The 25,447-nt window shown below is 36.4% G+C and carries 19 protein-coding genes and 5 pseudogenes; 18 read left to right on the forward strand and 6 right to left on the reverse strand.

The features are described from left to right. The 4 genes and pseudogenes from BT1A1_RS19145 to BT1A1_RS01040 all read left to right on the forward strand — a co-directional run. A pseudogene (locus tag BT1A1_RS19145) lies at positions 1–316 on the forward strand (hypothetical protein); the annotation flags it as partial. 246 nt (positions 317–562) lie between these two features. Then, a complete protein-coding gene (locus BT1A1_RS19150) occupies positions 563–913 on the forward strand; it encodes a hypothetical protein (protein ID WP_231553255.1) in 351 nt (116 codons plus the stop codon). A 523-nt stretch (positions 914–1,436) separates the two neighbouring features. Then, positions 1,437–1,898, forward strand: coding sequence for a MarR family winged helix-turn-helix transcriptional regulator (locus BT1A1_RS01035; protein ID WP_034767162.1), 462 nt, complete (start codon positions 1,437–1,439; stop codon positions 1,896–1,898). A 137-nt stretch (positions 1,899–2,035) separates the two neighbouring features. Then, a pseudogene (locus BT1A1_RS01040) lies at positions 2,036–2,209 on the forward strand (IS200/IS605 family transposase); the annotation flags it as partial. 623 nt (positions 2,210–2,832) lie between these two features. On the opposite strand, the pseudogene BT1A1_RS18095 reads toward BT1A1_RS01040, so the two are convergent. After that, positions 2,833–3,089 (reverse strand): annotated as a pseudogene (locus BT1A1_RS18095) (transposase); the annotation flags it as partial. A 381-nt stretch (positions 3,090–3,470) separates the two neighbouring features. On the opposite strand from BT1A1_RS18095, the gene BT1A1_RS01050 reads away from it, so the two are divergent. Together BT1A1_RS01050 and BT1A1_RS01055 are read left to right on the forward strand one after the other, a co-directional pair. Continuing rightward, positions 3,471–4,463 (forward strand): trypsin-like serine peptidase, encoded by a 993-nt coding sequence (locus BT1A1_RS01050; protein ID WP_034767166.1) that lies wholly within the window; start codon positions 3,471–3,473, stop codon positions 4,461–4,463. A gap of 848 nt (positions 4,464–5,311) precedes the next feature. Beyond that, positions 5,312–5,665 (forward strand): DUF3221 domain-containing protein, encoded by a 354-nt coding sequence (locus BT1A1_RS01055; RefSeq protein ID WP_034767169.1) that lies wholly within the window; start codon positions 5,312–5,314, stop codon positions 5,663–5,665. A gap of 416 nt (positions 5,666–6,081) precedes the next feature. On the opposite strand, the gene BT1A1_RS18325 is transcribed toward BT1A1_RS01055, so the two are convergent. Then, positions 6,082–6,255: a hypothetical protein gene (locus BT1A1_RS18325; RefSeq protein WP_156103129.1), complete on the reverse strand. Its 174-nt coding sequence runs from the start codon at positions 6,253–6,255 to the stop codon at positions 6,082–6,084. Between the two features lie 183 nt (positions 6,256–6,438). Here BT1A1_RS18325 and BT1A1_RS01065 point away from each other — a divergent pair. Both BT1A1_RS01065 and BT1A1_RS01070 read left to right on the forward strand, forming a co-directional pair. After that, positions 6,439–8,166: pseudogene (locus BT1A1_RS01065) on the forward strand (ABC transporter ATP-binding protein). Between the two features lies 1 nt (position 8,167). Beyond that, positions 8,168–10,030, forward strand: a complete 1,863-nt coding sequence (locus tag BT1A1_RS01070) for an ABC transporter ATP-binding protein (RefSeq protein ID WP_034767170.1) — start codon at positions 8,168–8,170, stop codon at positions 10,028–10,030. A 235-nt stretch (positions 10,031–10,265) separates the two neighbouring features. Here the strand turns inward: BT1A1_RS01070 and BT1A1_RS01075 are convergent, their stop codons facing one another. After that, positions 10,266–10,706, reverse strand: coding sequence for an Lrp/AsnC family transcriptional regulator (locus tag BT1A1_RS01075; protein ID WP_034767172.1), 441 nt, complete (start codon positions 10,704–10,706; stop codon positions 10,266–10,268). Between the two features lie 131 nt (positions 10,707–10,837). On the opposite strand from BT1A1_RS01075, the gene BT1A1_RS01080 reads away from it, so the two are divergent. The 7 genes and pseudogenes from BT1A1_RS01080 (at position 10,838) to BT1A1_RS01105 (ending at position 18,899) form a co-directional block, all read left to right on the forward strand. Next, positions 10,838–11,257, forward strand: a complete 420-nt coding sequence (locus tag BT1A1_RS01080; RefSeq protein ID WP_034767174.1) for a carboxymuconolactone decarboxylase family protein — start codon at positions 10,838–10,840, stop codon at positions 11,255–11,257. A gap of 197 nt (positions 11,258–11,454) precedes the next feature. Beyond that, positions 11,455–11,686: pseudogene (locus BT1A1_RS19155) on the forward strand (VOC family protein); the annotation flags it as partial. A 744-nt stretch (positions 11,687–12,430) separates the two neighbouring features. After that, positions 12,431–14,164: a methyl-accepting chemotaxis protein gene (locus BT1A1_RS01085; protein WP_034767176.1), complete on the forward strand. Its 1,734-nt coding sequence runs from the start codon at positions 12,431–12,433 to the stop codon at positions 14,162–14,164. After that, entirely contained in the window at positions 14,164–14,916 is a 753-nt protein-coding gene (locus BT1A1_RS01090) for an SDR family NAD(P)-dependent oxidoreductase (protein ID WP_034767179.1), read from the forward strand. Before BT1A1_RS01085 ends, BT1A1_RS01090 begins: the two co-directional genes overlap by 1 nt. A gap of 23 nt (positions 14,917–14,939) precedes the next feature. Beyond that, complete coding sequence (locus BT1A1_RS01095) at positions 14,940–16,445, forward strand: sodium:solute symporter family protein (protein ID WP_034767181.1); 1,506 nt, start codon at positions 14,940–14,942, stop codon at positions 16,443–16,445. A gap of 200 nt (positions 16,446–16,645) precedes the next feature. After that, positions 16,646–17,539 (forward strand): putative RNA methyltransferase, encoded by an 894-nt coding sequence (locus tag BT1A1_RS01100; RefSeq protein ID WP_034767183.1) that lies wholly within the window; start codon positions 16,646–16,648, stop codon positions 17,537–17,539. A 31-nt stretch (positions 17,540–17,570) separates the two neighbouring features. Further along, complete coding sequence (locus BT1A1_RS01105; RefSeq protein ID WP_034767185.1) at positions 17,571–18,899, forward strand: replication-associated recombination protein A; 1,329 nt, start codon at positions 17,571–17,573, stop codon at positions 18,897–18,899. A 662-nt stretch (positions 18,900–19,561) separates the two neighbouring features. Here BT1A1_RS01105 and BT1A1_RS01110 read toward each other — a convergent pair. Next, positions 19,562–20,071 carry a ClbS/DfsB family four-helix bundle protein gene (locus BT1A1_RS01110; protein WP_034767187.1) on the reverse strand — a complete coding sequence of 170 codons (510 nt, stop codon included), beginning with the start codon at positions 20,069–20,071 and terminating at the stop codon, positions 19,562–19,564. A gap of 699 nt (positions 20,072–20,770) precedes the next feature. Here BT1A1_RS01110 and BT1A1_RS01115 point away from each other — a divergent pair. From BT1A1_RS01115 to BT1A1_RS01125, 3 genes are all read left to right on the forward strand, one after another. Continuing rightward, positions 20,771–21,976, forward strand: coding sequence for a phosphoenolpyruvate hydrolase family protein (locus BT1A1_RS01115; protein ID WP_231553256.1), 1,206 nt, complete (start codon positions 20,771–20,773; stop codon positions 21,974–21,976). 92 nt (positions 21,977–22,068) lie between these two features. Then, positions 22,069–23,295, forward strand: coding sequence for a Tm-1-like ATP-binding domain-containing protein (locus BT1A1_RS01120; protein WP_034767191.1), 1,227 nt, complete (start codon positions 22,069–22,071; stop codon positions 23,293–23,295). Beyond that, entirely contained in the window at positions 23,296–24,126 is an 831-nt protein-coding gene (locus tag BT1A1_RS01125) for a phosphoenolpyruvate hydrolase family protein (RefSeq protein WP_034767194.1), read from the forward strand. A 188-nt stretch (positions 24,127–24,314) separates the two neighbouring features. Here BT1A1_RS01125 and BT1A1_RS01130 read toward each other — a convergent pair whose 3' ends face one another. Continuing rightward, positions 24,315–24,581, reverse strand: a complete 267-nt coding sequence (locus tag BT1A1_RS01130; protein WP_034767195.1) for an RpnC/YadD family protein — start codon at positions 24,579–24,581, stop codon at positions 24,315–24,317. Positions 24,582–24,699: 118 nt separating this feature from the next. After that, the coding region (locus tag BT1A1_RS18950; RefSeq protein WP_034767198.1) for an RpnC/YadD family protein at positions 24,700–25,447 on the reverse strand (748 nt) is incomplete at its 5' end.

The raw sequence follows: 25,447 nt of genomic DNA on the forward strand, positions 1-25,447 counted from the left end.
AAAATTTTCTTATTATGGGGCTTACGGAGGTACAGATTCCTCTTTAGCTTCTATAGTAAAAAAGGTTTATGCAATTAATAAGGAAAATAATTCAAAAAGTGAATTGCATTTTCGTGAGTACACCAAGGATAGACACATAAAAAAGTATTTTAAAACTTTACACACTGTTATAAATGAGAATGTAAGAATAAATATTTTGATTGTTAATAATGAAGTTGCTCTTAGGTCAGCGGAAAAGATTGAATTAAATACTGAAGAATTAAGGGAATTATTCTATATAAAAATTCCTGAACGCTTATTTTATGGCTTAACGTGAGATTTTTCACATATAGAAAGTGATGAGGAATTAGTAAATGTTAAAATAAAAATTGATAGAAACTACGAATATGACAAAATCAAATTAAACAATAAACTTATTGAACAAATGAACGCTCATTCCGCATACAGAAATAAAAATTACCGCGTTAGAAAAGTTATCTCACACGACTCCGAAAAATCGATACCTTTGCAAATTATTGATACCTTTATAGGAATAGTCGTGTTTCTATTAGAGAAAAGTTACTTGGTTGATAGTGATGTTTCGAAAATAAAAAGTGATTTGATTTATAGATTTTTAATAGAGGGTGATAATCTAATACGTTTTCAAAATCAAATTAGATTATTTGAATGGACTGGTAACGAGGAATTAACTCAAATTAATATAGCTGAACACCTTTCCCCTTTCGTCATTCATAAAACATCCTTTGATACTCATGAAATGGCAAGAGTTCAAGATATTCTATATAAGAATCCCAATATAACAACTAAAGGATTAAGAGAAGAATTAGGTTATCCCAATACAATGCTACGTCTATTATTGGGATATAAGGACGAATTATATGGTTCAGGAAGAAATAGCTTTTTAATAAAATAAACCTAGGGGTTTAAAAAAGATAATTCAAGGCGCTTTATTCTATTAAACTAAAAACATCTGGAGAGAAAAATATGTCTTAAGGCGCCATAGCAGCTGTTACTAAAGCTGAGCCACAAATAGCGGCTACATGACTAGTAATATCGGATAAACAATCAAATAAGAAGCTATTTGTCATATTAACCACCACCTGATTTCTTTTAGCCTTAAAAAGTAACTGCAATACTATAAATAGGAAAAAAAAAAGCTGCTAATGGTCCCAGGCTAAATGGCCACTTAAAACATATTACAAATATTATAGCATTTTTACTGTGAACAAACTAAATTTTCATATTTTAGATACATTAAACCATCAAAGCAAAGAATTATAGAAAGGAGTAAATTATAACCCATGCTCTTAACGGAACAGTAGTAACAAGTTTTATAGATAAAAAATAAAAGAAAACGTTTTTGTGCACTCATCTTTACAACCCCAAAATATTTTAGTAAACTAACTAAAGTATTATTAGTCAGGAGGCGTACCATCATGGAAGATAGTAAAATTGACCAGTTCCTTACGCATTGGCGGTATATTAACCGGTATCTTCGGGAAGGACGGTTGGCAAATGAAGATAAGAAGGTTACTCGTTTACAATGGGTACTGTTACGGCATGTCGGCAGGTCCGGGCAGTGCACGATGGGAAGCCTTGCCGAACATTTCAACGTCAGTATGAGCACGGTCTCGCAAATGATCGACCGGCTTGAAAAATGGGGATATGCTCGTCGCGTGACATCAGTCCAAGATGGCCGTGTGAAAATGGTGTCCCTTACCGAAAAAGGAGAAAAAATCATTCGGGAAGCAAAAACAGCTTATCACCAACAGTTGAGTAATGGATTAAGCAGATTTTCAGAAGAGGAACAGGAAATGTTTATTGGATTTTTACAGCGACTAGCTGACAATTTAAAGGATTTGTCAAAAGACGATCCTCAGATGGATAAAAAAGCGTAGGCAAAAATGATTTCCGCAAAGATAAAAGGTGGAATGAACGATGCAATTTTTTGTATAAAAGAAAACCCTACGCTAGACGTAGGATTCAGGAAAGCTTTCAGCAAGGTATTAAAAAATGCCCCTCTTGGTGTTAAAATAAATTTTGGTGTAGAGGATTTTATGTGGATACAGTAGGTAGAAACAAGAAGGTAATAGAAGAATATATACGAAATCAAATACAAGATGATATAGTTGCGGATCAATTAAGTATGGAGGAATTTATTGATCTGTTCACTTGTGAAGAAAGGAAGAAGAAGAACAAGAGGAAATAGAAAGAACCCTTTAGGGTTAGGTGGGGGAGTAGTGCGGTTGGCGAACCGTCAGTGCCCTTTTTAGGGTTGGCCAGTAACAAAGGATTTCAGCCGAAGAACAAACCACCCGTGAGAACGGGTGGTTTTGATTACAACCAGATAAGGGTATTTGTAAACATATGGAAAAGGTGTTGATTTTTTGCAGTATATGTCGAAATTTTCTGGTTTATCCACCGATTTGAACGTGATATACTTGTTATAGACAAGATAAATAATAAATGAGTAATTTTTACACAAATAAATAATTAAACGATATATTAAATTGATAATGTCAAAAGTTCTATGAAAAACGGATAAGCAGACAAGTTTTATTCTGAAACATGCTGGTTAACTGCAGCCATTTGCCCTTGACAAACATGCCAATGGTATAGGATAGGTTAACAAGGGAGAGGGGAACTAAAAATAGGCATGATAAATGCGTCTTCTTTCATGGAATTTTAAATTATCGGTCATTAAGGTATGTCAAGGTTCCCTTCCCAAATGGCTAGTTTGAAGCTCAAGCCTCTCAAGGGCTCAACGAAAGATAAATTTGGGCGGTTTGTTTTTCTTGAAGCGATTGTTGAGAGCTGGCTCAATATTTTTGTCTAGCGTGCATACATATGTGGCAATTTGGAAAAGCTCTGGGGTCATGACAGGTACTTTATTCTCGAGTAAGGCATGTGCCTGAGGAAATTAAAATATGCCACAAATAAAGTCACATAGGATACAATTCATACAGTTCCCTTTTAGAACCAAAGCCATAAGTAGCATTGTAATTCCCTTTGAAGGTCCGGTTTAGGCGCTCAATAATTTGTTTAAGCTGCCGATATTCAGTCGAAACAGGATCCTCATTGGTTTCTTCTAGAACATTATTAAGCAGTTCTTGATAATCAAGTTTTTTAGGAGTTTCAACAAGCGGAAGCTCATCCGCCTGAATTTTTGGTAGGGCTTGTTTATCGTTTTTTTCTTCGGGTTTATCAAACATTCCCTTAACGATTAATCGAGTCTGTAAAATTTTGATTATCCCACCTTGGTACTTGATAAATTCAAATAAATAGGTTAATAATTGAGGGTTACAGAATTGTTCACTCCAATCTTAGTGATTTTGTGTGTGGTAACCACAATTAACCATAGATTTTAGGGGGTAGCAAGCCTTTTTTTAATCTCTTTATAAATCACTGATTGTTAACCTATTTAAAATAAAAACTTTTGACTATACGTAAATTAATAGAGGGAGGAAATTATGAAAAAATATTACTTTAGCACTCTGTTGTTAGTGGTTTTTCTATTGATTCCTTTGACTGCTTTTGCTGATGAATTCGACAGCCAAAACGACTCCCATCCTTATGACATGGTGAATTCCAAAGGAGAAGTCATCAAGTATGAAGATTATATGAAGAAATTAAATGCATCTTCATCTGTCAAAATGAATGAAAATTATAATGGAAATGGTAAAATTCTACCAGAAAGAAAGCTGCCAAATTACAAAAAATATAAACCCTATAAAATTTTAGATTCCTCAGTCCCTAGTGAAGCAATTCAACAATTATTTACTCCTTACGTTGTCATTGGACAAGATGGTCGTAGAGTCGTAGAAGATGCAACCGTGTCCCCTTTTAAACAAATCTCTTACATAGAGTTAGAATGGGCTGATGGGTGGGGATGGTGTACGGGGACATTAATTGGGAAAGACACTGTTTTAACAAATGGACATTGTGTAGTTGATCCTGATACACACCAAGGAATTAGAGGTGCTTATGTATTTCCAGGATTAAATAACAATCATTACAGGTATGGAGCTTATGAAGTAGTAGATTACTTTGTGACTAGCCATTGGATTAACACAGGAGATTCCGCTCAAGACTTTGCTGTTCTAAAATTAGCCCCATATTATGGCAATAATGCTGGTGATGTTGCTGGTTACCTTCCAATAAAACAAGTAACCAATATTGCAAATCAAACAATTAAGGTATATGGGTATCCCTCCGATAAAATCAGTAATACAGGAACATATTCTCAATGGGGAATGTCTGGATCTGTGGAGAGAGAGGATACTAGTCTAGCATTCTATCAATTAGATACTTTTAATGGTCAATCCGGCTCGGCATTGTTAAATAATGCAAATGAAATTGTTGGTGTTCATAGAGGTGGATATTCCTTTACTGATGGACAGACCTTCAATGGTGGACCTAAAATGATAAAACCGGTTTATGACTTTATAAGGGCTACACAATAAATATATATTCAATCTAACTCCCTTCTTGGGAGTTTTTTATATTAGTATAAAACTTATTAGTCTTAATTATTTAATTTCCCAGATAATTCCTAGAACCCTTGATACAACGCAGGTTAAATTGATTTTTTACTTCCAAGAATATCTGCGTAACTAATTCAAAGGATGGTACATACGCTCAATATGATTAGATGTCATTGGCAGCTGCTTATATGACAGTTGTTATCGTAATAATACTGGAGAATAAAGGCAGGCCCATTGGATGCCTACTTATTTTAAAAATCACAATCTGGAATAAAGTGGAAATTTACGATATTAACTTTCCTTAAATGATATTTAATGTTTAATTCCAAAAATGCTTTTTTTATTTCTTTTGGAAGTTGCGTGAAGTAATCTTTATTCGTTATCATATAGGTGACATTTTTCTTTCGTAATTTGGTTCAGTCACCTATATTTTGCCAATGAGAAGAGGTGCCTTTTTTATGCTTTCATCAAAAAATCAAGCAGAAATTTTATTTAGGATAAACCTAGTTATTTCAAGTATCTAAAATAAATTTTTAACTGCGAAAGTTGAGTAAAATAAATATATCCTTATGACCACATACCAATGTATATCGCAAAAATTTCTAGAAATAGTAATGATGAGGTTTGTTTTTACTTTCTAAAAAATCGTGTTGATTATATGAAAGATTTAATCAAAGGTTTAGGACATCAATTTTCTGCCCCATTAATAAAAACTAAGTACCCTCCATATGAATCTTCAATTCAAAAAGCGATGAAAAAAATGGATAAAAGGAAAGAATGATGTGAAGTTTTACCTTATTAGATAATCAACAAGAAAGGAGAACTTTATGAAAAGAATAATAACAATACTCATCTCATTAATAGTTTTGGCTATGTTTTGGTATCTTGGGGATCTAAGTCAGCAAACTAAAGTTATAGAAGGAGCTGTAACAAAAGAAGGTATAATAGTAATTAATAAAGGTAACGTCTATCTTGTTGAAGATACTAACTTTACTAAAGAGGATGCTAAAGACCTTTTAATTGATGAAATTATAGGAAAATATAATGTTTCTAAGTTATATATAAGTAATAGTTCATCTATAAAGAATATTGAAAATGGAGATAAGGTAAAAATTTGGTACTATGAAATACAAGAATCAGTACCAGCAAAAATTAGAGTAGTAAAAGTTGAAAAAATATAAAAAAGCAATTACCACAATATTATTTTATGTTTAAATTAGACCCCATTGTCAAGACAACTTTTTTGCAAATTTAAGGTGCATTGATTTTGCTCCTTCCCATCTAGCCAACCCAACATTTTATGTTGTAGTTTCTGTCAAGGGCGTAATTTTCCTTGACAGGTCTAGGCACATAAAAGATAGTTTTTCAAAGATGGGAGGGGTAATGACGAACCTGCTTTATTAAAAAAGATAGATGATGACGTTTTAAAATCAAGCGATTGCTGAGGGTGCTTGTGATTACAAAATTCGATGTTGAAGTGTAGATTCCGTTTACTTAAATTTGTACCAGGATAAACAGCTTGGATACCCATTTCTCACATATGACGTTGAACTCTTTTGCTATTGATATTCACTCCTTCTTTGGGAAAACGGTGCTGTTATCCTACGGGACCTAAAAATGGATATTTTTTATAGACTTCATCAAACTGATGTTTGATGGCACCTTCTTCAGCTGAAGGCTCAACCGGTTTATAATAAAGGCTTGGACGATTGAATCCTAACTGTTCCGCCTGTTTGGTAATAGGAAGTCCTGAGTCTTGCCACTCAACCATATGAATATCACCAACAGTTGAGTAATGGGTTAAGCAGATTTTCAGAAGACGAGCAGGAAATGTTTATTGGATTTTTACAGCGATTGGCTGACAATTTAAAGGATTTATCAAATGACGATCATCAGATGGATAAAAAAGCGTAGGCAAAAATGATTTCCGCAAAGATAAAAGGTGGAATGAACGATGCAATTTTTAAAAAAGTATGTCAAAAAATACTGGATACTCTTTTGTACGGCTGTTTTCTTTTTAATATGTGAAGCGCTCTGCGATTTGATGCAGCCGATGATGATGTCGAAAATCATTGATGTCGGCGTGGCACACAAAAACATGGAGTACGTGTTAAAGATGGGTGGCTTGATGTTATTGATCACTGCGTGCGGAGCGGTTGCCGCTTCATTAAGGAGCATACTCGCAAGCATCGTGTCACAAAACTTTGGGGCCGAATTACGGTCGGATTTGTTCCGGAAAATCCAGACGCTTTCTTTCCAAAGCATTAATGAATTTGACCGGGCTTCACTTATTACAAGGCTCACCAATGACGTCACCCAGGTACAGAACTTTATCAACGGCTTAATGCGAATTTTTGTCAAAGCCCCGCTATTGGCAATTGGCGCTTTAATTATGGCAGTCCGGCTTGACCCGCAGCTTTCTGTGGTGCTGGCAGTTGTTGTACCGATTGTTATCATTTTTATTATAACGAACATGAGACTGGGTTTTCCGCTGTTTATGAAAGTGCAAAAAGCGCTGGACCGCGTGAACGGCATCATGAGAGAATATTTATCCGGTGTCCGTGTCGTGAAAGCTTTTAACCGGTTTCAATTTGAAGTGGAAAAGTTCAGCGTGGCAAACCGCCACCTGCAAGAACGCTCGACGTCTTCCATCCGGATGATGTCTATCTTCAGCCCGGCGATCCTGCTTACGGTCAATTTCGGCATTGTCGCCATTTAATGGATGGGTGGCTTCGGGGTTAACAATGGAACGATGCAAGTCGGTCATATTATTGCTTTTATCAATTATATGACGCAAATTTCAACCTCGCTAATGATGATTTCCATGGTGTTTAACATGTTTGTCCGGGCAAGAGCCTCCACTTTTCGGATCGGGGAAGTATTTGCCGTAGAAGAAAACACCTCCTGGAACAGCCTGAAACATGAAGTAACAGGTGAAAGAGGGAGAATTGATTTTGAAAATGTCACATTTTCCTATACCGGACAGGTGCAGGATGCGGTTTTGAAAAATATCACGTTTACCATTTATCCGGGTGAAACTGTCGGCATTATCGGCTCAACCGGATCAGGAAAAAGCACACTGGTGAATCTCATTCCTCGCTTTTACGATGTAACGGGTGGAACCCTTAAAGTGGATGGTGTTGATGTCCGACGTTTTCACCCGCATGATCTGCGTGAAAAAATCGCGATCGTTCCGCAGAAAAACATTCTTTTTACCGGCAGTGTCCGTGAAAATATCCAATGGGGAAATGAACGGGCGGGGATGGATGAGATCGAACAGGCTGCGAGACTGGCTGAAGCACATGACTTTATTTCAGACGCACCTGAAGGCTACGATACGATGATTGGGCAGAGCGGCGTCAACTTTTCCGGGGGACAGAAGCAGCGCATCTCGATTGCCCGCGCATTGGTGAGACATCCGGAAATCCTCATTCTTGACGATAGTACAAGTGCGGTGGATGTTGCAACAGAGATGCGGATCAAAGCAGCGTTGAAGAAGTATGCGAAAGGGCTAACATGCCTTTTGATTGCCCAGCGCATTACTTCTGTGATGGACACGGACAAAATTATCGTATTGGATGAAGGGGAAGTTGCAGGCTTGGGAACGCATGAGGAGCTTCTTGAAAAATGCCGGGTTTATCAAGAAATTTACCAATCGCAAATCGGTAAGGAAGTATTGTAAGATGGCGGGAAAAACGAACGGATATAAAGGAAATCAGGCACCGGCGCCTATTTTGCCGATGGGCCGTCCGGGCGGGGGAGGAGCAGCACGGTTCAGAGGGCCGGCCGAGAAACCAAAGAATTTTAAAGGGACGTTAAACAGGCTTTGGGCCTATTTTGGCAAAGAAAGAAACTGGCTGTCTATCATTCTTGTATTTATTGTGGCGGACTCTATACTTACATTGTGCATTCCCTATTTCATCGGTAGAGCCGTTGACGCCATGTCACCGGGTAGAAAGGTTAATTTTAACCTACTGGAAATCATGATTTTTGTTCTTGCAGCGGCTTATATCGCAGACGCTGTGTTGACTTTTTTACAAGGCTGGCTGATGGCCGGTGTTTCGCAACGGATTGTACGGCGTTTGCGCAGTCATCTGTTTCAAAAACTGCAAAAACTCCCGGTTGCTTTTTTTGACGCCAGAACCCACAGTGAATTGATGAGCCGCTTGTCGAATGACATTGACAACGTTAGCAATACGATTTCTCAATCGACGACGCAACTTATGTCGGGGGTCATTGCCCTAGTCGGGACACTAATCATGATGATTATTTTAAGCCCGGTTTTAACGATCGCAAGTCTGTGTACGGTTCCGCTTGTGTTTTTGCTGACACGAACGATTGCCAAGCGAACTTCAGTGCTGTTTAAAAATAACCAAGCGGAACTCGGTCGGCTAAACGGGCATATTGAAGAAACGATTTCAGGGATAGAGGTAGTCAAAGCTTTTAACCATGAAGAAAAGGCAATCCAGGAGTTTGAAGAGGTGAATCAGTCCTTACTTAAGGTCGGGCTGAGGGCGCAAATTTGGACCGGGTTTCTTATGCCGCTCATGAACGTGATTAACAACTTTGGCTTTGCGATGATTGCAGTTGTCGGCGGGGTTCTGGCTTTGAACAATATGATTACCGTTGGCGTAATCGCGAGTTTCCTGACATATTCCCGACAGTTTGTGCAGCCGCTCAATAATTTGGCGAATATTTTTAACGTCCTTCAGTCAGGGGTTGCCGGAGCTGAGCGGGTATTTGAGATACTGGATGAAAAAGAAGAACCGGACGATTCGAAAGATGCCGCCACGCTCCAAGATCCAAAAGGCCATGTTGTGTTTGAACATGTCAGCTTTGGGTATCGCGAGGATGTGCCGATTATAAAAAATATCAGCTTTGAGGCAAAGCCGGGAACGCGTACAGCGCTGGTCGGGCCTACCGGAGCCGGAAAAACGACGATTGTAAACCTTTTAACCCGGTTTTATGATGTCACGGAAGGCCGGATTTTCATTGATGGCAAGGATATCCGGGCATATACACGAGACAGTCTGAGAAGAAGTTTTGGTTTTGTCCTTCAGGATACGTATTTATTTTCAGGCACCATCAAGGAAAATATCAAATACGGAAATCCTGAGGCAACGGATGAGGAAGTTGAAGAAGCAGCAAGGCTCGCCCATGCGGATATTTTCATCAACCGGATGCCAGATAAATATGAAACCGTTTTGTCGGAAAACGGTGGCAACTTGAGTCAGGGGCAGCGCCAGCTTTTGGCAATCGCAAGGGTTTTTCTAGCAAAACCGGCTTTGCTTATATTGGATGAGGCTACGAGCAGTATTGATACACGGACAGAACGGTATATCCAGGATGCGCTCCTTTCGATTATGGAGGGCCGGACAAGTTTTATCATCGCCCACCGCCTCAATACGATTCGCGACGCTGATAACATCATGGTGATCGACCACGGGCAAATTATTGAACAAGGCAACCATGATGAACTAATGGCACGCCGTGGCAGCTATTATCATATGTTTTATAACCAATTTAAAAATGTAGAAGAGGCATAGTGGTAATGCCTGTGCCTCGCCGTAATTTGTTAAATAGGAAAGACAGATGTAGCCATTTAATTGTTACGGTAATAAGGGTTTAAGGGCCCTATGTCAGTTAAAAAAGAAAAAGAAATGCCTATATAGAATGAACGAAGCATGGTTACTCTGTTGCCTGCTGCAAAAGTCATCATTATGCAAACTATACTTGGCCTTCATGTAAAAACTAAAGTTCCTTTTATATAGCTAAAATTTTTCAATCCATATTAAATTTTAACTTTGTCGGAACTTGTGAAAAAATAAAATGGGTTACAGTTTGTGCAATTGGGCTTACTTCATCAATAAATTTTTCAGCGTTAGCGAAAGTTTCAAACTGCATTTTTAACATATAACAAGCACTTCCTGCGATTCGATAACAAAATTCTACGTTTGGAAGTTTTTCTATATAGTTTTTAAAAGAATTATAGTCACCATTTTTAACGGTAGCTTCAATTATGCACTGGATAGGTAAATCTAATTTCTCATAATCAACTTCTATCGTATATTTTTTTATAATTCCAAATGATTCCATTTGCCTTACTCGTTCCGTAACTGATGGGGAGGAAAGATTCACTCTTCTGCCAAGCTCACTCATGGATAAACGACTGTTGTTACATAATTCATCTATAATTTTTTTATCAATCTCATCTATTTTCATTTTTAAAGTTTTCCTCCTATAATTGTTAATATTGTAAAGAGTTCATTTGATAAGTGTTATAAATTTAATGTAAATTAATTTTTTTGTTTTATATAATTAATTTACATTAAATATAACAGGGAGGGACTTGTATGGCAAGAATTGTTGAATCTAATTTCGGGGAAACACCTTTTCAAAGACTATTGGGACATAATCAGGATGTAATGGTAAGATGGAGTCAGTTAGGCGACGTGTTGGAAAAAGATGGAAAACTAACAGCTAAATTAAAGGAACAAGTAAGGAGAACATTAGCTCAAAGGAACGGTTGTGAGTATTGTAAGGCCAAAGGAAAACCGGATCCTGCCCAGTTTGATGAAAAAACATCTGTTGCCGTAGGATTTGCGGAAGTCTTTTTATACCAAAAGGGTGAGATAGCGGATTCAACTTTTGATGTTTTGAAGGAATATTTCAATGAAGAGGAAATAAGTGAGCTATGTGCTTTTATCTCTTTTACGACTGCTTCACAATATTTTGGTGCAATGATGAAATTAAAACCTGAAAATAAACAATAGAATTTTTCAACAAGTGGTAGCTTTTTTTATTAAGATGACGTCTTTTTTAGTCAAATTCTAGATCAACACAATCTCCTGAATGGAAGATCCACACGGCCGGAACGATACGAAGGAGTCTGGCTAGTATAGCGACTATTTAAGGAGATTGGAATTCAAAAAAAGCCATTTTATATGATAATTAAATTGAGGTGATATAGTTGTTTGTGAAAGGTCTTAATCATTTTCTATTTTCAGTTTCTGATTTGGAAAAATCCATAGTTTTACCAAGATGTATTTGATGCTAAATTACTGGTTAAAGGGAGAAGTACTGCATATTTTGATTTGAATGGCATGTGGTTGGCACTAAATTTAGAGAGAAATATTCCTCGAGATGAAATAAGTCAGTCATACACTCATGTTGCTTTTTCAATTGATGAAGCTGATTTTGATAGTGTATATAATAAAATAAAGAATGTATGTTTACTTACTGTTACAAACTGCATGTTATGGCTGTTTCGATTCGTAAGATGGGTCTTAAAGTTTTGTCACCTCCTTCCAACATATTCCTCTATTTCCTCTATAGCTTAGTATCGTAAATATTCAGATCCGTAAACGAGATTCTTTTCTAAAATAATAAAAACTAAAGTATTTAGATAAAGTGTCGATAAATTAAATAGATATGGGAAAAATTGTCAAAATGTGGGATGCGCGACATGCAATAATTTCCTTTTTATATTCCCAACAAGCTTGCAAGCTAATATTCACTTTTTAACGCGGCGTAAATTGAAATTTTATCAGAGGATATATAGGTCAAAAGAACCGGTGATTTTAATGTAGATAGTTGACATTAAGAGAAGATTCTTTGGAAATATAATGTTATTGCGTATAAAAAGGACTTTGACTATGATCACTTTGGAAGCAGCTACTGACAGCATGATTTTCACTTGATCCACCGGAGGATTAACTTAAAACAAGCGGAGGGTACAGACTTTTGAAAGTAATTAAAGCTATAGCTATGATTGCTAGTTTCCCGTTGTTTCTTACCCCTTATCCAAGGTCATCTCGAAAAGTCTCCCTATTCAGTATGTTTTTCAGAAATTAGGGGGTACCTCCCATTTCTAACTAGTTTTATACAGATAATAAAAAATCAATCTTAAGTGGTGTTTTTAAATTTATATACGGGGAAGGTTGGTTATGAAATTTTTAAAAAAATCATTAAAAAACAAGTTGTTTTTTACAATATCAATTTTCATCATCTTTATTTTTGCGGTATTAACTGTATTACAAATTCATCAAGTATACCAAACACTAGATAATGATTTAGAAAAGGAATTAAAGAGTGTTGGTATTTTAACGGCGATGCAATTAGATCCGAAAGACCTTTCAAAATTAGAAAAAGTCAAAAACAGCAAAGACAAGATTTTTATCGAAAATCAGAAATTACTCGATAAGATCTTAAAACAACAAGGAACAATGAGTTGGAGCTATATATGGAAAATAGACGGAGACGATGTCTTCACAATTGGTTTTACAAGTAATTTAAATGAGATTTATAAAGCCGGGGAAAAATTTGATAATCTTGCAGAAGTTCATTTAACAACAGCAAAAGCTGCTATCAAAAGTGGTCAAGCAGAGGTTACCCCGATATTTGAAGACCCGTACGGTAGCTGGAGAACTGTATTTGTTCCTTTAAAAGACAGTGCAGGTGAAATATTCGGAGTGATTGGAATCGATTATTCTGCAGACTATATTAATCAAATCGTATTAAATGCGATTATCAAACAAGTGATTGTAGCGATTGCCGGTTTAGTCATTCTTTTATTAGCATTGCAATTTACGATTTCACGGCTTTTTAAACCGTTAAATAAACTAGTATCTGCAGCTGATAAAGTGGCTAAAGGTGATCTGTCTTCAGTACAATTTAATGCAACAGATGATGAAATTGGTAAGTTATCGTTCTCTATTCAAAAAATGATTCATAATTTGCAACGAATGATCACAAATATTCGCAATACGTCCAATCAACTTGCTGAGTCTTCCGAACAATTATCTGCCAATTCAAATGAGGCATTTCAATTTTCCAATATGGTATCTAATGAAATAGAAAAAGTGGCGGGTAGTTCAGAAGCGACTTTAAAAACAACAAAAGAATGTGCTCAGGCAATTGATGAATCTGCACAAGGTATCCAAAAAATTGCGGAATCAGCTTCAAGTGTTGCTGATAATTCTGCGCAAGTCTCAAATGAGGCGAAAAAGGGAAATGAGGTTGTTCAAAATCTTATCAATCAAATGAATTTAATCAGCCAGTCTGTCGATCTAATTGAAGAGACCATCGGCAGATTAAACAATAATTCAAAACGAATTATTGAGTTTGTTAACTTCATTACGGAAGTGGCTGATCAAACAAATCTGCTTGCTTTAAATGCTGCAATTGAAGCTGCTCGGGCCGGGGAACATGGTAAAGGTTTTGCTGTTGTGGCAGAAGAAGTGAGAAAACTTGCGGAACAATCGGCAAATTCAGCCGGTGAAATTTCTCAGCTTATTCAAATTATTCTTGAGGACTCCAAAGCATCAGTAGAAGCGACGGCTAAAGGAAAAGAAAATGTAAATATCGGGCATACATATACGAATGAAGCCGGTAAACTTTTTGGCCGAATTTTATCTTCAATCGAAGCAGTGGCAGCACAAATTCAAGAAATTTCGGCTGCTTCTCAACAAATGTCGGCAGCTACTGAGGAAGTTGCAGCGTCAGTTAGTGATATGGAACAAATGGCGGAACAATCAGCTGAGTATTCTAAAAACGTTACGATGTCTACAAAAAAACAATTACAATCGATGGAAACCATTGAAAATACTTCTACTGAACTAGGAAAACTATCGGAACAATTGCAAGTACTTATCAAAGAATTTAAGTTGGAGGAAAAATAATGGATTTACTACTTAAGGGGAAAAATGTCGTTGTAACCGGTGGAAGCCGAGGAATAGGCAAGGCCATCGTATTGGAATTTGCAAAAGAAGGAGCCAATGTATTTATCAATTACTTTGGCGATGAAAACGAAGCTGAGGCTGTGCGCTTAGAAGCTGAAAAAATGAGTGTACAGGCAATATCAGGTCATTTTGATGTTTCTTCTTCGTCGGATGTAGAAAAAATGTATCAAAAAGTTGATCAGTACTTTGATCAGATCGATGTGTTGGTAAACAATGCCGGGATTGCTTATTCTTCATCGATTGTAGAAATGTCAGATGAAGATTGGGACAGAATGATTAAAGTTCACCTTTACGGGACATTTTATAATGCCCGTGAAGCAGTAAAGCGGATGAAAAAATTAAATCAAGGGAAAATCATTAATATTTCTTCTGATTTAGGCAGTTTAGGTTGTGAAGAATATACACACTATTCAGCAGCAAAGGGCGGCATTAATGCTTTTACAAAAGCTTTGGCCCGTGAACTTGCCCCAAATATATTAGTAAATGCAGTTGCGCCAAGCGGGACGCTGACAAGTTTGTTGGAAGCTTTTGGAGAAAATTATGTAGAAGAAGAATCAGCAAAGTATCCTTTAAAAAGGCTGGCAAAGCCCGAGGAAATTGCAAAAACGGTTGTTTTTTTAGCTTCAAAACATGCTGACTTTTACACCGGACAAATTATCGGCCCAAATGGTGGAGTTGTTATGAACGGTTAAATTTTTCTTGGAGGAATTACAAATTGAATATATTCATATTTTTTATTTATATTCTCTTTATCTACTATATCGGTTTTAAAGGCTACAAAAGAATTAAAAGTGCAGAAGATTTGATTGTTGCCGGATGGAGTATGCCACTTCCTGTTGTAACAGGAAGCCTTGTGGCCGCCTTATTGGCAGCACCGTTCTTTTTTGCTGCGGTTGGTTCAGGTTATACATCCGGAGGGTTCGAAGGTACGGCAACCATGGCTGGTCTGGGAACTTGCATGGTTTTAGGCGCCTTAATATGGACAAAACCATTAAGGAGATTGAAAGGTTGGACGATTGCGGATTATTATGGGATAAGATTTGGTAGCAAAAAGCTAGGTGCTTATACAGGTACGGTTATGGCCATCGCTTTCGGTTTTTTTAATGCCGGTGCATTAACAGTTGGAGGTACTTATATTATTCAAAATATATTTCACCTTGATTTTCTTCCTGCTGCGATATTATTTGTCAGCTTAACGGTTATATATTCCGTGATTGGCGGGCTTTGGGCAGTAGCATATACAGAAGTCGTACAAGGTATTTTTGCAATTATTGGTATTCTAGGCATTGCTGGGGTTATCTTTTTTTCCTACGGAGATATTACATTTCAGAATGATTGGTGGAATGTAAATAAACTGTTTAGCAAGGGAGGAGCAGAGTTTTGGTCGCTTTACTTAGTCCTAGCTCTTGGGGATATTCCCGCGGGCGATTTGGGACAAAGGGTGGCAGCAGCCAAAAATCCCCGGGTTGCCTATATGAGCATGATTATAGCTGGTCTGATTATCATCGCCATTAGTTGGTTGCCGGGTATGATCGGAGAGGCATTTAAAACGATTTTCCCAAATAGCAAAAATCCGGAGACATTAATGCTTATCTTTGCAGAAGGCTATTTCCCGCCAGTCATTTCCGCTATTTTCTTAACATCTATGGCTGCGATGGGAATGTCAACGTTAGCTGCATGTTATGTAGCTTCTTCTGGTATAGTCACGAAAAATATTTATCTGGATTTTATTAATTCGAATCCTAATCCAAAAACATTATTGTTCTTTTCTCGTTTGTGCATTGTTATAAGTGCACTTTTAGGATTGATTCTTGCAATTAGTTTTCAAAAGGTCATAGATTTGGCTTATTTAGCATGGGATATCGTTTTTGTTACCATATTTTGGCCTTTGGTGTTGGGGCCATTCTGGAAACGACTGACGTCTCAAGCAGTTTGGGCCAGTATATCGGTTGGTTTAATTTACTATATAATGGCTTCCATATTTGGTGTACCCGGTATTCAAACGACATCTCAGGGTTTTATTGGATTATTGAGTGAACTATGGCTTATGCCGGTATTCTCAGGGGTTGTTATTTCCGGAATAACCATTGTTGTCGTCAGCTTACTTACCAAACCCAATGATGAGGTATTAAAGATGTACGAGTTACAAAACGACAAATCACTCGACCTTATTGAACATAAAGATAGTAGAGAAGGAAAGATTAAGGTAAAAGAAGCATAAAAACGTTGTTATTGGTGGAAATGCTTACCTATTTTCTACATATAAAAGAATGTTTTGTTGATAAATAAGCTGTAGGGGTGTCCATTGGATACCCTTTTTCATATTGTAAAACTTTGTAAAACATTCATTTAGATAGGACTCCAATGGTAAAATATAGAGAGGAGACACTATATTCAAAAGAAACAAAAGGAAGAGAAACCATGACTAATAAAGAAAAAAGTGCTGAGTTAGTTAGTAAGTGGGTTCATGTATTTAGTTGCCCTGTTTGTAATAGTCCAATGAAGGTTGTGGATTTAAAAAATCTCATTTGTTTAAACAATCATACGTTTGATTTTGCGAAACAAGGCTATGTAAACATGATGACCCGCTCTGTAGACAGCCATTACGATAAAAAACTGTTTGAAGCAAGGCAAAAAATTATTATGGAAAGTAATTTATATAAACCGCTGCATGCGTGGGTTGCGAATGTAATAAAGGAACATTTGAAACTTATTAAGGGTCCAGTTATGGTTTTTGATGCCGGATGTGGGGAAGGTTCGCATTTGCAAAGGATTATCGCTGAATGTAAGAATGAAGCGATAACAGGGTTAGGTTTAGATATTTCAAAGGAAGGGATTCGAATGGCAGCCGGCAATTACGAAGACTCCATTTGGCTCGTTGGAGATTTAGCGAATTCACCATTGGCAGATCATTCATGCTATGTCATCCTGAATATCCTTTCTCCCGCAAATTATTTTGAATTTAAAAGAATATTAGTTCCTGATGGTCTCATTGTGAAAGTTGTCCCGCGTGCCAATTATCTTGAAGAACTTAGGGAGGCATTTTACGATAATACAGATAAAAGTGTTTATAACAATAATGAAACGGTATCGCTTTTTAAACAGCATTTTCATTTGGTGGATATAATTAGCCTAAACTATACCAAGGAACTAACCAAAACAGAGTTAACCAATTTCGTTCAGATGACTCCTTTGACCTGGAACTTGAACAGGGAACAATTGGATAAATTTACAAATCAGGGTACTACTAAGATAACCATTGATTTAGATATTTTGGTAGGAATTAATAAGCAGACGAAAAGAGAAGAAGAGTAAAAAATAATCTTTTTACAAGGAGAGAATAACCTTGAGGCAACCTTCTTTATTTGAGAACGACAATGATGAAAGTCGTCCCTTGGCCAGTAGAGTGCGTCCTCAAAGTTTAGACGAATTCGTTGGACAAAAGCATCTGATAGGTAAAGGAAAAGTTCTTAGGGAAATGATTGAACATGACCGTGTTTCTTCCATGATCTTCTGGGGTCCCCCCGGAGTAGGGAAGACAACATTGGCGAAAATTATTGCAAATCAAACACAATCGGAATTTATTAATTTTAGTGCTGTCACCAGTGGGATTAAAGATATTCGAAATGTAATGAAAGAAGCTGAAGAACGCCGACAATTAGGCGAAAAGACAATTTTGTTTATCGATGAGATCCACCGATTCAATAAAGCACAGCAAGATGCCTTTTTACCATATGTGGAGAATGGTAGCATTATCCTTATCGGTGCAACCACTGAGAATCCGTCATTTGAAGTCAATTCGGCCTTGTTATCGAGAACTAAAGTTTTTGTCCTTCATAAATTAACGAGTAGTGAAATCGTGGAATTATTAAAACAAGCCATCGTAAATCCCAATGGGTATGGTCTTCAAAAGGTAGAAATTGATGATCAAACCTTATCGGCCATTGCAGAGTTTTCTGATGGGGATGCCCGTACTGCATTGAATACGCTGGAAATGGCTGTTTTAAATGGAAATAAGCAGGAAGATTCAATCATCATTAGGGAAGAAGACCTTTCCCAAATTATCAACAGAAAATCATTATTGTACGACAAAAATGGTGAAGAACATTATAATATAATCTCCGCCTTGCACAAGTCTATGCGAAATAGTGATGTGAATGCGGCAATCTATTGGTTATCACGAATGTTGGAAGCTGGGGAAGATCCTCTCTTTATTGCGCGAAGGTTGGTCAGATTTGCAAGTGAAGATATCGGTTTAGCAGACAATCGAGCTTTAGAAATTGCGGTATCTGTTTTTCAAGCATGTCAATTTATTGGTATGCCTGAATGTAATGTACACTTAACGCAAGCTGTAATTTACCTTTCACTGGCACCAAAATCAAATTCAGCATATTTAGCTTATATGAGCGCAAAGAAAGATGCACTGAACTCAATGAATGAACCTGTTCCCCTCCATTTACGCAATGCACCTACCAAGTTGATGAAAGATTTAAATTACGGGAAAGGATATAAATACGCTCATGATACAGAAGAAAAATTAACGACGATGCAGACGATGCCGGATTCGTTAGCAGGTCATGAGTATTACCATCCGACAAATCAAGGCTCAGAGGCCAGATTCAAACAAAGACTTAAGGAAATCTCAGAGTGGCATAAAAGGAACCGTAAATCGTAGTGTGAACGAATGAGTTAAACAGTACTAACCACTGCAACAATGTTATTCTGATTCGATGTTGAAAAACGGAAAAAAATGAATACGAGGGAGAGGTTGGATTTAATACCGGATATTTATATGCTCGGTTCTAGTAATAGGGAATGCAGTTTGCTTCACACTCACTCAACCAAGTGAAATACTATCCATAAGCCATTGCCCACCGCCATACATAAAATTGCTGCTATTGAAGGGAACTAAAAAGACTTTGAAAGTTCAATATATAAATCCAAACTAATTAACCCTTGGTAGGATTAGCTTTTTACAGGCAACCGTAATCTAACAAGATTTTTAAAAAATTTTATGCATTTGACTTTACAATTTAGCGTTAAGCATTTTTCCAATTATCACTTTACAAAATAATAGTCGTCGACCTCACGGGATTCATGCACTATTGGGGGTCGACGACAAAAAGTCCAAGAACTATTATTAACCTATCTACACACCTGACCTGACCTATTCACAGAAAATCAGAAACTTAATAAAAGAAGCTTGAAAGTTTGGGCTATAACGTTACACTTGTAGAACTAGAAGTGTCTTAAACTAAGATAATAAAAGGACATAACATATTTTATATGACTTAATCTGTTATGTCCTTTCTAATTCGACAAATCACACCCTGATAGTTAAGTTGATTTTTTCCCAATCTTTACTTCACATTTTTTTATAGCCCAAATGTAATGATTAGAAGTGTTTGCTGCAAAATAGCTGTATAAGTTACTTGTTTTAGTCCATTTATAATATTTTTTTGTTATGATTTCTTCATTAGTATGTGATTTAATTAGATCCATTACTCTTTCATGACTTAACTTCAACTTTTTTATAGCTTGATTTAATGTCACATCTTGGTAGTTTTCCCAAATTTGTTTATTAAGTTGCTCGATAGTTCTCCATTTATAACCAGGTGCTGGCATAAAAGGAATATCTCCATCCATCCCCTCTCGATACCACCTCTCAAGCATTGCGTGCCATTCATACAGATGCATTAATACATCACGATAATTTTTGTCTCTTTCTTGAGTTTCAATAGAAATGGTCCTTTTTCTGCTGGGTACTGATTCAATTATTTCAAGTAATGATTTAAAACTTTTGTCGCTCTCCAATAACAGATTTTCTTTTTCACTTTTCACTATCATTAAAATTCCCCTTTTTTACTATTTCTGCTATTTTTAATACCTAACTTTCTTTTTATCCAATCATGTCTACCGAAGATAATATGTAAATACTTGGGAACACTAAAAATATTTGGTCGTCTATATTTTCTCGACCTCGTGATTTCGCTCTTTCAATTGCTCTTGTAGCTGTTTTAATGTGAAACTTATATTTTTCCTTATCTAATTCTAAAAAACGAATAGCTAAATCTTAGTATGGTGTTTGATTGCTGGCATATGGAGAATTTTGCATACAAACGAGTTCCATATGGATTGATACTCCCAAAGTCCGTATTGTTTCCTAGATGCAAACTATTAATAGCAGTCAGAGTAGAAATCGTTATGCCTAACCATATGCTACTAAAGACGTCCCAATAATACTATCCATTAGCAGATTACCAAACACACTTACCTGTATCTTCCCTTTATCAAATTAACTTGATAAAAATAAAGTTGACTAATAGTCGCTTTTACCAGAACAAAAGCAGGTAAAATCGTTAAGGGTTATCCAATTTTTAGGTTATCCTATTTCGTGGTGAATGACTAGTGGTATGTTAAAATTTCAAGTTGGGGCTGGTGTTTAACAGGTCAAAAGAGTACGATAATAGTAAAAGAGTATTGACTGTTATGTGTTTTTGGGACGAAATAGGTTGAAAAAACCAAGATTGAAATGGTGTGATGAGTGTGCCACATTTTGAAAAAGACCAGATCATCAAGCAACTAAAGAAACAAATTAAAATAAATAGGCATATTATTGGAGTTGCAGCAGGGTCTGGATTAACAGCAAAATACGCTGAAGAGGGCGGGGCTGATTTGATTTTAGCACTAAGCTCCGGCCTTTTCCGCCAAAAAGGTTTAAGTTCTCTTGCTGCATATTTACCATTTGTAAATAGCAATGATAAAGTTATGGAATTTGGATTAAAGGAATTACTGCCTAGAATTAATAAAATTCCTGTGATTTTCGGTGTAATGGCTACTGATCCTTCTATCCATTTAGAAAATTTTATTCAACAAGTTAAAGAAAAAGGTTTTGCTGGTATAAATAATTATCCTACAGTTGGCTTGATTGATGGGAAATACAGGGAAGCATTGGAAGAGCAGGGAATTTCATACAAGCAGGAAGTAGAAAGTATTTCCATTGCGAATAAGTTTGGATTGCTAACAGTTGCTTTTGTTTTTAACAAAGAACAAGCGATTCAAATGGTTAATTCAGGAGCAGATGTAATCTGTGTTCATTTAGGGTTAACAACTGGAGGAAAACTTGGTTCAAAACATATTCAATCATTACAATCGGCAAAAATTTTAGCACAGGAAATCTTTGATGTTGTTACAGAAAGAAATCCGGACATTATAAAAATGGTCTATGGAGGACCGGTGAATAAACCGGTCGATGTTCAATTTATATATGATGGTACGAATATTGACGGGTATATAGGCGGCTCAGTTTTTGAAAGAATACCTGCTGAGCAAGTAGTTTTGCAGGTAACGGAATCATTCAAAAAAACGAATGAAGTAAGGTATGATGAACTTATTGAAAAAATTATTAGTGGATTTTCAACAATTGATGATTATATTGATTTTATAAAAAGGTATATCAGTCTTCACTATAAAGATGAAATATCCTTAAATGAGATTTCAGAAATCCTTCATGTATCGAGGTCACATTTAAGCACACTATTCAAAAAGAATGTTGGGGTTTCGTTTACAGATTACTTAATAGATTTTCGACTTAATCGAGCATTGGAAATTTACCAAGAAAAAAGGTTGCCACTGACAATCATCGCAGAATTAGTAGGGTATCAAAACTACTCCCAATTCAGTAAAATTTTTAAAAAACGAAAGGGGAAGTCCCCAAGAGAATTTATCAAATCAAACATAACGACAAGTTAAACTAATATAAGGTCATATATTTTTCATGAGGTAAGCGTTATCATAATAATTGTTAAGAACATGATATTAAATTAAAAAAGGAAGTGATATGTTTGACTAAGACAGTAGCATTAATAGGAACATTTGATTCCAAAGGGAAAGAATTTCTATTTGTAAAAGAGTTAATTGAATCATTAGGTTTTAACACATTCACTATCCATTCAGGTGTCTTTGAACCACAGTTTACTCCGGACGTATCCAATGCGGATGTTGCTTCAGCGGCTGGAGTAGATATGAAAAAAATCGTAGAGCAGAAGGATCGTGCACGTGCTACGGAGGTACTGTCTAAAGGGATGGAAATTTTATTACCTAAATTATATAAAGAGGGTAAGTTTCATGGTGTTCTATCATTTGGTGGAACGGGTGGTACTTCAATTGCCACACCGGGAATGAGGGCACTTCCAATCGGTGTTCCTAAAGTTATGGTATCAACAGTTGCTTCTGGAAATACCCAACCATATGTGGGAACAAGTGACATTATCATGATTCCATCTATTGTTGATGTAGCAGGACTAAATACGATCTCCACAAAAATTTTTACGAATGCTGTTTTTGCCATTTGTGGAATGCTGCAGTTTGAACATAAAACTGAATTGGCTCATAAACCTTTAATTGCAGCAACCATGTTTGGTTTAACTACTCCTTGTATAAACTATGCAAAGGATTATTTAGAGAATAGAGGTTATGAGGTTCTAATTTTTCATGCAACGGGTATAGGCGGAAAAACGATGGAACACTTAATTGAAAATGGTTTTTTTGAAGGTGTTCTTGATATAACGACAACAGAATGGGCTGATGAAACGGTTGGTGGCATACTGGCGGCAGGTCCTCATCGTTTAGAAGCGGCAGGAAAGCATGGGGTACCTCAAGTAGTTTCTGTTGGTGCAATGGACATGGTAAACTTTGGACCGAGAGAAACTGTACCTAAACAATTTGATGGAAGAAATTTTTATCAACATAATCCAACAGTAACATTGATGAGAACTACAGTTGAGGAGAACCAAAAGATTGGGAAAAATATGGCCGAAAGATTGAATCAATCGAATGGCCACACAGCATTAATGTTTCCACTGAAAGGTTTTTCGGGATTGGATATGGAAGGACAACAATTTTATGGTCCGGAAGAAAATCAAGCATTAATCAATACATTAAAAGAAAAAGTTGATAAAAGCAAAGTAGAAATTATTGAAGCGAATTTTCATGTGAATGATAAGGAATTTGCGGAATTAGCAGCTGAAAAACTAATTGAATTAATAAAAGAAAAGAAAGGAGAAAAATAAATGTTATCATTAACAAGAGAGGAAATTTTGAAAGGTTTTAGGGAAAAAATTGGCAATGGTGAAATTTTACTAGGCGTTGGTGCTGGAACCGGTATTACCGCTAAAAGTAGTGAAGCTGGTGGCGCTGATATGTTAATCATTTATAACTCAGGGCGATATAGAATGGCAGGGCGTGGTTCTTTGGCAGGTTTATTAGCTTATGGGGATGCGAACCAAATCGTTCAAGACATGGGTAATGAAGTATTGCCGGTTGTTCAAAATACTCCGGTTCTTGCAGGGGTAAATGGCACAGATCCATTTAGAGTTATGGATGTATTTTTAAAACAATTGAAAGACCAAGGATTTAGTGGTGTTCAAAATTTCCCGACTGTTGGTTTGATTGATGGCGTTTTCCGTCAAAATTTAGAGGAAACCGGCATGGGATACGATTTAGAAGTAGAAATGATTCGTAAAGCACATGAAATAGACTTATTAACAACACCATACGTATTTGATGAAGAACAAGCAACAAAAATGGCTAAAGCAGGTGCGGATGTCCTCGTTGCACATATGGGTCTTACTACAAAAGGAACCATTGGAGCTAAAACAGCACTGACTCTGGATGACTGTGTTGAACGTATTCAAGCAATTGTTGATGCAGGACGTGCGGTTAATCCTGATATATTGGTTATTTGTCATGGAGGTCCAATTGCTGAACCAGAGGATGCTAAATATGTAATAAGTAGGGTTAACGGAATCGTTGGATTCTTTGGGGCATCAAGTATTGAAAGATTTGCGGCTGAAAAGGGAATTAAAGAACAGACAGAAGCATTTAAAAAGATTAATAAGTGATTATTGCACCTAAACATATGAGCTAGTATTGATAGGTTGCAGAATACAAATTGGGGCTGGATCCAAACGTGATTCAGTCCCATCTTTGTTTAATTAGTATCGAATTTGTCCATCTTTCTTTTTCAACCTTGTATAACCAGTTGAAATGGTTATAATTGAAAGAGTGTCAGGAGAATTTGGATTTGTACCTATAAATTTCTTCCAATTCCTTTCACTTCATCGAGACTCAGCTTCACCATTTTTGCTACTTTTTCAACTGAAAAACCTTCCCGCAATAGCTCAGCAGCTAAATTCCTTTTTTCCTCCATTTTCCCTTTTTCGATTCCCTTTTCGATTCCCTTTTCAATTCCCATTTCCAATCCTTTTTCAATTCCTTTTTCAAATCCTTCTTCCCTCACAGTTTTAAAATATTCAGCAAGTGTAGGTGCTTCTTTAATTTTTTCAGAATACAGCATATGTTTTGCCTCCTTTTCAATGTTAATCGATAAGTCTTTCGTTAATTGTTTTGTCAGCTCATGAGGAAGATACAGTAAATAATCAATAAAGTAAAAAGGTCTGTCCGTATAATCAGATTTAAGATTCGGGTCGGTTAAAATGAATGCTTGCCTCTATCTCTTTCACTTCATCAAGGCTCAGCTTCACCATTTTTGCCACTTTTTCAACTGAAAAACCTTCCCGCAACAGCTCAGCAGCTAAATTCCTTTTTTCTTCCATTTTTCCTTTTTCAATTCCTTTTTCGATTCCTTTTTCGATTCCTTTTTCAATTCCCATTTCCAATCCTTTTTCAATTCCTTTTTCAAATCCTTCTTCCCTCACAGTTTTAAAATATTCAGCAAGTGTAGGTGCTTCTTTAATTTTTTCAGAATACAGCATATGTTTTGCCTCCTTTTCAATGTTAATCGATAAGTCTTTCGTTAATTGTTTTGTCAGCTCATGAGGAAGATACAGTAAATAGTCAATGAAGTAGAAAAGAGCTTCCGCATAAATAGATTTAAGATTTGGGTTGGTTAAGATAAAGTCTTTTAATAATTTTTTCTTTACTTCATATCGTTTGTGATAGTTCTTCTCCGTTTGATGTAGGTAAATGCCTGCCAATACTGCAATGGCGAAAGGGTTCGTAGATTTTTTCAAAGAAGGAATATCCTCTTCATTAAACTTATAAGTATTGAAGCGATACATAAGCTCAGTGCCGTAAAAGGAATATTGGAACGGCTGCGGATTGTTTGATTTAGACAAATCGGTCAAAATTGCAATGGAATAAATATTTTCTTGGAAGCGATCAAACAAACGATAAAAATAAGTAAACATTCGTTTAGAAAAA

This window comes from Caldibacillus thermoamylovorans (genome assembly GCF_000751775.1).
In the GTDB taxonomy this organism is placed as follows: domain Bacteria; phylum Bacillota; class Bacilli; order Bacillales; family Caldibacillaceae; genus Caldifermentibacillus; species Caldifermentibacillus hisashii.